Raw genomic sequence first — 9,584 nt, forward strand, 5'->3', positions numbered from 1 at the left:
CTCCGCATCAGCGGATGTGCCGACCCGAGATCGCCCGCGCGATGACGAGGCGCTGGATCTCGCTGGTGCCCTCGAAAATGGTGTAGATCTTGGCGTCGCGGTACATCCGCTCCACCGGATGCTCCCGGCTGTAGCCCGCGCCGCCGAGGATCTGGACGGCCTTCTCCGTTGCCGCGACCGCGAGTTCGCCGGCCCGCAGTTTCGACATGGAGCCCTGGCCCGCGTCGAAGGTCCGGTCGTTGCGGGCCATCCAGGCGGCCTGCCAGATCAGCAGACGTACGGCTTCGATCTCGGTACGGATATCGGCCAGGGCGAAGGCGATCGACTGGTTCTCGATGATCGGCCTGCCGAACGCCTCGCGCTCACCGGCGTATTCCAGGGCGTACTCGTAGGCCGCCCGGGCGATGCCGAGTGCCTGCGCCGCCACGGTCGGGCGACTGACCTCGAAAGTCGCCATCGCCGCCTGGCCCTTGGCGGTGCCGCCCTCGCGCGCCCTGGCGAGGCGGGCGTCCAGCCTCCCCTTCCCGCCCAGCAGGCAGTGCCCCGGTACGGTCACCTCGTCGAGGAAGAGATCCGCGGTGTGCGAGGCGCGCAGCCCCAGCTTCTTGACCGTACGGCCCGCCGTCAGGCCCTTCGTGCCGGGCGGCACGATGAACGCGGCCTGTCCTCGGGCGCCCAGCGCGGGATCGACCGAGGCGACGACGACATGGACCTCGGCGATGCCGCCGTTGGTGATCCAGGCCTTCTGGCCGGAGATCACCCAGGAGTCGCTCGCCTCGATGTAGCGGGCCTTCGTCGTCATCGCGGAGACGTCGGAGCCGGCCCCCGGTTCGGAGACGCAGAAGGCGGCGACCTTCGGGTCGTCCTCGTCGCCGTAGCACTGCGGCACCCACTCGGCGAGCTGGTCCGGCGTGCCGGAGGCGAAGATTCCGGCGACCGCGAGCGAGGTGCCGAACAGAGCCATGCCGATGCCCGCGTCGCCCCAGAACAACTCCTCGTTGGCGATCTGGAGGGAGAGTCCCGTGGGGTCCCCGTACAGGTCGGCGAGCGACTCGAATCCGTACAGTCCGATGCGGGCGGCCTCCTGGATCACCGGCCAGGGGGTTTCCTCCCGGGCGTCCCACTCGGCGGCGGCCGGGCGGACCACCTGGGCGGCGAAGCCGTGCACCCAGTTGCGCAGGTCCTGCTGCTCCTCGGTCAGGGCGAGGGAGAAGAAGCTCATGCGCTCACGCCTTCGGGATGTCGAAGTAGCGGGTCAGGCCGGAGGCGAGGCCGACGTCACCGGCGACCTTGAGCTTGCGCGTCATGAACATGGTGACGGGATTGCCGTTGCCGGAGACGAGCTTGAGGAACTCCGCGTCGCCCATCACCAGCGTGGTGCGCGGTTCGGCGTCCGAGCGGCCGGGGGTGACCCGGCAGGCTCCGTCGGCTATCGCGGTCTCGTAGACGGCGTCGCTCTCCCCGGTGATCTTCCAGCGGATGAGCGCGGTGAGGCCGCCGGCCGCCTCGGGCCGGAACTGCTGCTTCATCCGGCCGAAGACCTCACCGAGTATCCGGGTGCGCAGCTCGCCCCGCATGACCTCGGCGAGCTGCTTCGCGGACAGGCTCTTGACGATGCGGGCGAACTCCTCGGGCGCGACCGCCGCGAAGTCGAGCCCGGACAGGTCGTCGGTGAGGTCGCCGCTGCTGGTTCCGTCCACGCCAGTTCCTTACTCCAAAGTAAACTTACTTTTGAGTAAGGTAAGGGGAGCGGCGGCGCCCCGCAAGACCGGTCCGTGGCCGGTCGCGGTGAGGGGGACGGGTGGGTGGAGGGGTGAGGGGCGGTCAGAAGGGCGAGCCCGGCAGCACGGCGAGTCCGGGGTGGTGCGCGGCCAGCATCTTGTTGGCGCGGGCCAGGTCGGACAGGGCCTGTTCGCGGTCGGCCTGGTCCTCGACGCCGAGCCGGGGGCCGCGGAACCTGCGTACCTCGCGGGCCGCGCAGTCGGCGTCGAACTCCGCCTGGAGGATGTGCGGCGGAATGCACGAACCGATCAGCGCGGCGACCCGGTCCGGGATCGGCACGGGGACGAGGAGGTGCGAGGCGGTCATGGGACGTTCCCTCTCGGATGGTTGGCCAGGAGGCGGTGCACGGGGCCTGTCGCCTGATGGGCGGCAGGTTCCTTCCTGTGTACGGGACGCGGTTCCGGGTTTCTCGTCGGATACGTCTCCGTGTCGCAACCGTTTGGGACTGACCGTCTATTTCGCCTTACGCGCCGGTAAGTTGACCCGCCGCGCCGAACGTGATCCGGATCAGGGGGATGTGCCTGCGGCACGGGAGCGCAGCCGCAGCGCGCGCAGCACCGCCTCGGTGGCGAAACGGCTCTCGGGATCGACGAGTTGGTCACCGAAGATGGTCTCCAGGCTCCGCATGCGGTAGCGCACGGTCTGCGGGTGGACGTCCAGCAGTGCGCCCATCTGGGCCGCGGTGCCCCGGGTGTCGAGCCAGATCCGCAGCGTCTCGACCAGCCGGTCGCGGCGGGTGGCGCTGATCCCCGCGACGGCGGCCAGCTCCCGCCGGGCCAACTGGTCGAGCAGGGCCGGGTCGGACAGCAGCCACAGGGTGGTGAGGTGGTCCTCGCAGCGGATCAGCGGTGCGTCGTCGATCACGCCGGAGTCGACGAGCTCCAGGACCCGGCGGGCCCAGCGGATCGACTCGCAGGCCAGTGCCGTGGGTACGGTCAGCCCGATCGCCGCGCGGCCGGTCGGCAGGGCCTGTTCCAGCATGGATCTTCGTGCGTCGTCCAGTGCCCCGGGGATGAGCAGATGGGGCTGCGGGGCGCTGAGGTCGACGAGGAGGTCGCGGTCCGCGCTGAGCCGGTCCAGCTCCGCCGGGGCGCGGACGGCGATCAGTGTGACCTCTTCCGGCAGCGCCCACCCGACCTGCTCGCACAGATCGGCGATGGCGCTGCCGGGAACAGGGCGTCCGGCGAGGATGAGATGGAGCAGACGGCGGCGCAGCGCCTCGCTGTGCTCGCCCGACTGGGACTGCACCTCCTGGAATCCCTCCCGGGAAAGCGATTCCAGTTCGTCGACGTAGGCGAAGAGCGCGTCGGCGAAGCTCAGCATCAGGGTGGGGGACAGGTGGTAGCTCTGCCCGACCTTCTTCGCCCGCCGCAGGGCCACCCGTGCGCCCAGCCGGTAGGCCCCCTGGAGTGTGTCCATGCTCCGGCCCTCGTACGCCTCGAACCGTCCGAAGCGCCGGCACATGTCGTCGCGGAGTGTGGTGGGGGAGGAGGGTTCGGCCACCAGATCGACGAAGGAGGCGAGGCTCTGCTCCACGCCCACCCGGATGGCCTGCCCGTTCGGGCCGTCGAGCAGCCGGGCGTATTCCGGATAGGCCCGGGTGACCTCGACGCCGATTTCCTTGATGAGGCTGGGCAGTTCGGGTCGCATGATCGCCGCGAATTCCTGGGGGAGCGGCCCCAGCGGGTCTTCGGTATCCAACGGCTGTATGAGATGTGGCATGACAAGTCCCCTTGCTCTCGGCGCCCGGTGGTGGGGTGAGGCGGTGGGGGGAAAGCGCTCCCACGAACCGACAGGTGCGTACCAAGTTCGCGACGAAGATAGACCAACGAACAGGCACTGCACACCACTTGGACAAGATCGAAGTGCAGGGGGCACACAGTCCGGCCGTACTGTGCGACTTCCGTGCAGGTCGGGCGGTACTGCGCGCTTTCGGACAATGAATTTCGGCCGCGTGCTCCGGCGATGACAACAAAGCCGTTCCGTCGCCCGGAGAAGTGCCCGGCGTGGTGCGCGCGGTGTCGGTCGATCTTCGTGAAGAACGGGAGCACGGGCGGCTCACCACGGTGAATGCGGGGTGGCCGGCCGCTCTTTGGTGAGCATTTTCGGCCGAGTGGCTGATTTGCGTGCCATCCGTGAGTGAGTGGAGGCGGAACTTCCGCTGCCCCCGCTCCCGTGGGGCCGCGTACGCACGGCGCGCGGGGGTTCCGGTCGCCGCTGCGCAATTCCGCGCCCCCGGGTGCGCATTCCTTGACAAGGAGGCGGTGTCCCGATGCTCATTTCCGGATCAAAAAGAGTGCGGTGCAAAGAATCTTAGACGGACGGATTGTGTCGCCCGGTTTCCCGCGAGTAACATCACGCCTCGATCAATTCGGTCACGAAATCTGCCCGAAATTTGATGCTCCGATCCTCCGCCCCCCGGGCCCACCGAGGCTCCAACACCGCCGAGAAGTCGTCGCGGTGCGGGCTCGCATTGCAGAACCGCTCAACTCCGTGCACGAGGCCGCGCCACCGCGGCCGACAGAGGGGACGCCATGAGATCCGTTTCCAATCGAACCCGCGTAGGTCTGCTCGCGGCGTTCACGGCATTCAGTGCTCTGCTCTCCACCGGCTCGGCCACCGCCGCCACCCAGCTCAACGGCGACTGGGCGCCCTTCGACCGCTGCCCGGTCGACGCGCCCGCCATGCTGGCCGCGGACGGCCTCAACACCATCGCGACCTGCATAGCGTCGAGCTCGGCCACCGGAACCATCACGCTGGGCAAGACGAAGGTCTCCACCGGCAACACCGACCTGCAGCTCGGCGTCATCCAGCGCCCCGGCGGCGCCGCCTCACTGGTGGCCCCGCCCGAGGGGGCGCTGACCGCGGACCCGGCGGAGATCCCCGGCGGGCTGATCGGACTCATGTGTCCCAGCGGAATTCCGCTCGTATCGGGAATCTGCCGTCAGTTGACGGACAACAATCTCAACCGGGTGACGGCCACCATCGAACCGGCCGGCGCGCCACGCGACTTCAATATGAGTGCGGCATTCTCCACCGGTGAGCCCATTCTCACCATCCCGGTCCGCATCCACCTCAAGAATCCGTTCCTCGGTGACAAGTGCTACATCGGGACCACGTCCAACCCGGTGCTCCTGAAGCCGCAGAACGTGACGGCGCCGAGCCTCTCTCTGCAGCGGTTCTCGGCCGACGGCACTCCGAACGACGACGAGGGCGAGATGGGGCGCTACACCTTCGACGGCGCCGACCAGGGTGACGCCACGTTCGGCGTTCCCGGGGCCAGCGGCTGCGGTGCCGGGCTCCTGGACTGGGCGGTGAATCTCAAGACCGGTCTCCCGTCCGCCGCCGGAAAGAACAGCGTGACGCTCGACGCCACCACGACGTACTTCGGCAGCCCCTACGACCCCGCCGGCCTCGCGCCGGACGAGGGCAGGAAGCTGTCCGAGTTCTGGCACTCCGCGAAGCGGTAGCCCCGGTCCCGGTCCGCCGGACCCGCCCTCACGCCGAGTACCGAGGAGGTGATGCGCGACCCGCCCCCCAGTCCTGGTCCGCGCACCTCGGCACGAGCCGGTGTCGTGGACCCGCCGAGTGCCGCACCGTCCGGCACGGCGAGCAACTGAGCAAGCGCCTCTCCAGTCACGTTCAGTCGAATCCCCAACGGGACGAGAAAAGGGAGTACCCCCATGTTCAAGCGAACCGGTGTCCTGACCGCGATCGGTGCCGCCGCGGCATCCGTCGTCCTGGCCGCACCGTCGGCCGTCGCCGCTCCGACCAGCTGGACGATCAGCCCGACCGGTGCCTTCAAGGGCACCGCCGGAGTGACCGTCCTGACCGACAACAACGGCAACAAGATCCAGTGCGCGACCTCCGCCGCCTCGGGCTCGGCGCCGACCTCCCCGGTCGCCGGGAGCCCGGCCAAGCTCGCGTCGATCTCGGCGATCTCGTTCAACTCGCCGTGCACCGGGCCGTTCAGCTCGACGTGGACGGTGACCACCACGCCGCCGTGGGAGATCTGGGGCCTGGACTACGCGGCGGGCGCCGGCACCAACTCCACGGGCCAGGTGACCGGTGAGATCAGAGCGATCAAGGCGAAGGTGTCCGGGAACAGCGTCCTCGGCCCCTGCACCTTCGACGTGACCGGCAAGGTCGCGGCCAAGTACAACAACCCGACCCTGAACGGGAGCAACGGCACCCTCAACACGGCGGGCGGCGGGCTCACCCTGACCATCGCCAACAAGGTCGGCGGCGGCTGCGGCATCGTCGGCACCACGGCCAGCTTCCAGGGCCTGTACACCATCGTGAACACGGCATCGGGCAAGTCCCCGGTCATCAGCGGGTGACCCACCGCCGATGACGTCCCGTACCTGAGCGTCGTGCCCGGCCGTGCGCACCCGACGGCCGGGCACGACGGCGAGCGGGGCGCTCCACCGGCGCCGGCCGGAGCCGCGCGCGCCGCTCCTCCACCGCACCGGCCGGACACGCCCCGTTTTCGCGCACCCGCCGACAAGGGCGCGGCCGTGGATTGTCACCGGCTGCCAAAGTCCGAGCACCCGTGATCCGAACGGAAACCCGGCCCTTCCCAGGCGTCGTCGGCGTGCGTACCGTACCCGTCGGTAGGGGCCGTGCCCCGTCCGGTCGACGTACGGCCGAGCCCGGCCGACGTACCACCACCGAACCCCGCCCGAAGCCCGCCCGACGTCCGTTCGCAGTCCGCTCGACGTCCGCCCGCAGGGGCCGTTGCCGAGAAGTGGACCCGCTTTCCGCAGCCATCCCTGGGCCCACGCGCGCCGGAAGGACACATCCGTATGACCGTCGATGCACGCGCCGCAGCGAGACGACCGATCCACTGGGCCGTGGGCGGGGCGCTCGTCGTCGCCACCGCGCTCGTTCCCAGCGCCGAGTCGGTTGCCGCGGAACAGACCTCGGAGGTCGCCCTCCGCTACGCCTGCCCTTTCCCCTCCGGGCCCGAGGAAGTGGACGTCGTCGTCTCGGCGGTGCTCCCCACCTCGGTCCGCACGGGCGAGGAGATCCGCCCGTCCCAGGTCTCCGTCGAGGTGAACCTGGAGCCCACCGCGCTCGCCCGGTTCGGGGAACTGGACGCCGCCACCCTGTCGGCCGTCGCGCGGCTCACCGTCCGCAACACCGTCGGCGACCGGTCCGCCGACGCCTCCTGGCAGGATCTGACCGCTCCGCCCGTCGCCCTGCCCGGGCCCGACGGGGGCGGCCTGGCCCTGACCGCGACCGGTGACGTGCCGACGGTCTCCTTCGGCAGCCCCGGGCGCGCGACACTGGCCCCCGCCGGGCTCGCCCTCTCGCTGTCCTCGCTGACCGGGGCCGGCGAGCCGACCACACCCCCCGCGCTCGACGTCACCTGCGAACCGGCCCCGGGCCAGGAACCGGAACTCGCCGCGATCACCGTCCGCGGCGACAGCGACCCCACGGCCCCCGCTCCACAGCCGTCGGAGAGCGACCCCGCACCCGATCCGACCCCCACCCGGCCGGCCGAGGGGCTGTCGCCCGGTGCCCGGGAGAAGATCGACGCCCTCACCGACGAACGCCTCGAAGCCCTCGACGGCGAGGACCCGGGCAGCTGCCCGATCGAGATCCCGCCCGAGTGGGTGATGACCACCGCCGAGACCTACGCGGCCGGCTACGCCAACGCCGCCAAACTGGACGGCGCGGCGGCGCTGGGGCCCGCGTTCATGAAGGTGGTGCTCAACAAGCGCTACATCAACGACTCCTGCGCCTCGACCGTCGACGTCAGCTCGGAGGTGAACTTCGACTACCAGGGACGCCGGCAACTCCCCCCGACGAAGGCCACGTTCCTCAGCTACGGCTTCATGCCGACGACCGCGACCATGACGCTGGAGCAGGTGGGCCCCCCGGCCGCGATCCACACCCACACGGTCACCAACACGCCCACCTACCCGGAGGAGACGACCGTCACGGCCCAGCTCGTGATGCGGCTCTCCGACGTCGAGGTGAACGGCGTCCCCCTGGACGTGGGTCCCGACTGCCGCACGGAACGCCCCTTCGAGCAGGTGCTGAGAGGGTACGGCCAGAGCTATCCGCCGGCCGGCTACCTCGTGGCGTACGGCGGGACCCTGACCGGCTACGCCCACATCCCGCCGTTCGAGGGCTGCGGTGTGGAGGAGGACCTCGACCCGATCTTCACCTCGGCCATCTCCAGCCCGGGCAAGAAGGCCGACAACTACACCAAGATGACGCAGGCGCCCCTGTGCGTGGCCACGAACCCGGAGGGGCCGGACTGCCCGCCGAGGGTGCCCGACCCCGAGCGCTGACCCGAACACCCCCGAGCCCTTCCGGTTTCCCGGCCGGAAGGGCTCTTTCCTGCCCGCCGGCCGTCGTGTGATTCCTCATCATCCGACAGGTTTGGCTCGCTGATTACTCACCCGTGAACAATCCTCCGCCCCGCGTGAATTCTCGCCGAGGAAAGTCTGTACCCAGTATTGCGAAGTCAGGTTACCGGCCCGTAGCGTCCCAGACGTGCCGAGGAAAATCGCCTGCGTACCTGCTCGGCGGGCACGCCCGGGCCCGGTTCGCTCCGCGCCGGTCCAGAGGCGCCCGGATGGAACGCCCCCTGCATGCGCAGATTTCGACAAGGACCGGAACCGCCCTTGTCACCGAATGACAAGTGATCCATTGCCAGCCCCGCGTTCGTCGATCTCCGCTGTTCAACAGCTTGCCCTGGCGGTTTCGGCGGACATAACGTGCGCCCCCTGGTGCATGTGTGACGAGCCGCCATCGCTTTTCTCAGAGCCGGAGCGCCAATCGATGAACACGTTCACCGCCACTTCGAGGGAGGGCCGATGGGAATCGAAGTAGTCGTCGAGGGCCTGACGAAGTCCTTCGGCAAGCAGAACATCTGGCAGGACGTCAGCCTCACCCTGCCCGCCGGTGAAGTGAGCGTCATGCTCGGTCCTTCCGGAACCGGAAAGACCGTTTTCCTGAAATCCATCATCGGGCTGCTCAAGCCCGAACAGGGACGCGTCCTCATCAACGGCGTCGACATGGTGAACAGCTCCGAGCGCGACATCATGGAGACCCGGAAGCTCTTCGGCCTCATGTTCCAGGACGGGGCCCTTTTCGGCTCGATGTCGCTCTTCGACAACATCGCCTTCCCGTTGCGCGAGCACACCCGCAAGAAGGAATCCGAGATCCGCCGCATCGTCATGGAGCGCATCGACATCGTGGGGCTCCTCGGCGCCGAGGGGAAGCTGCCCGGCGAGATATCCGGCGGCATGCGCAAGCGCGCCGGCCTCGCCCGCGCCCTGGTCCTGGACCCGCAGATCATCCTCTGCGACGAGCCGGACTCCGGCCTCGACCCGGTCCGCACCGCCTACCTGTCGCAGCTCCTCATCGACCTCAACGCGCAGATCGACGCGACGATGCTCATCGTCACCCACAACCTCGACATCGCGGCGACCGTCCCCGACAACATGGGCATGCTGTTCTGCCGCAACCTCGTCACCTTCGGGCCGCGCGAGGTGCTGCTCACCAGCGACACCCCGGTCGTCTCCCAGTTCCTCGCCGGACGCCGCGAAGGCCCCATCGGCATGTCCGAGGAGAAGGACGCCGCCACCCTCGCCGCCGAGCAGTTGGCCGACACCGCCCCGTTCCCCACCGGGCCCCGCACCGTCGTCCCCCAGCTGGAGCCCTCGCCCGGGATGCCCGTGCGCCAGGGCGCGCTGCGCCGCCGGGAGCGGGTCATGGCGATGATGGGCCAGCTGCCGGAGGCCGCCCGTACGGCGATCCTCAACAGCTACGCCCCGGCCGCGGGA

At 69.5% G+C, this 9,584-nt stretch carries 8 protein-coding genes; 4 read left to right on the top strand and 4 right to left on the bottom strand.

The window, feature by feature from the left end; all coding sequences use genetic code 11:
- Positions 1–7: 7 nt before the first annotated feature.
- From HET64_RS31925 to HET64_RS31940, 4 genes are all read right to left on the bottom strand, one after another.
- A complete protein-coding gene (locus HET64_RS31925; RefSeq protein WP_215110635.1) occupies positions 8–1,222 on the bottom strand; it encodes an acyl-CoA dehydrogenase family protein in 1,215 nt (404 codons plus the stop codon).
- A 4-nt stretch (positions 1,223–1,226) separates the two neighbouring features.
- Entirely contained in the window at positions 1,227–1,700 is a 474-nt protein-coding gene (locus HET64_RS31930) for an SCP2 sterol-binding domain-containing protein (RefSeq protein WP_215110636.1), read from the bottom strand.
- Positions 1,701–1,824: 124 nt separating this feature from the next.
- A complete protein-coding gene (locus HET64_RS31935) occupies positions 1,825–2,088 on the bottom strand; it encodes a hypothetical protein (RefSeq protein ID WP_215110637.1) in 264 nt (87 codons plus the stop codon).
- A 201-nt stretch (positions 2,089–2,289) separates the two neighbouring features.
- Positions 2,290–3,504 (bottom strand): helix-turn-helix domain-containing protein, encoded by a 1,215-nt coding sequence (locus HET64_RS31940; protein ID WP_215110638.1) that lies wholly within the window; start codon positions 3,502–3,504, stop codon positions 2,290–2,292.
- Between the two features lie 812 nt (positions 3,505–4,316).
- Between HET64_RS31940 and HET64_RS31945 the strand changes: the two genes are divergently transcribed.
- The 4 genes from HET64_RS31945 to HET64_RS31960 all read left to right on the top strand — a co-directional run.
- Positions 4,317–5,252, top strand: a complete 936-nt coding sequence (locus HET64_RS31945; RefSeq protein ID WP_215110639.1) for a hypothetical protein — start codon at positions 4,317–4,319, stop codon at positions 5,250–5,252.
- Between the two features lie 213 nt (positions 5,253–5,465).
- On the top strand, positions 5,466–6,122 hold the full coding sequence (locus tag HET64_RS31950; protein ID WP_215110640.1) for a hypothetical protein: 657 nt from the start codon (positions 5,466–5,468) through the stop codon (positions 6,120–6,122).
- A gap of 465 nt (positions 6,123–6,587) precedes the next feature.
- Positions 6,588–8,084, top strand: a complete 1,497-nt coding sequence (locus HET64_RS31955) for a DUF6801 domain-containing protein (RefSeq protein WP_215110641.1) — start codon at positions 6,588–6,590, stop codon at positions 8,082–8,084.
- Positions 8,085–8,612: 528 nt separating this feature from the next.
- Positions 8,613–9,584: ABC transporter ATP-binding protein (locus HET64_RS31960; protein ID WP_215110642.1), on the top strand; the 972-nt coding region annotated here is incomplete at its 3' end.

Source organism: Streptomyces sp. McG3 (assembly GCF_018619185.1).
Classification (GTDB): domain Bacteria; phylum Actinomycetota; class Actinomycetes; order Streptomycetales; family Streptomycetaceae; genus Streptomyces.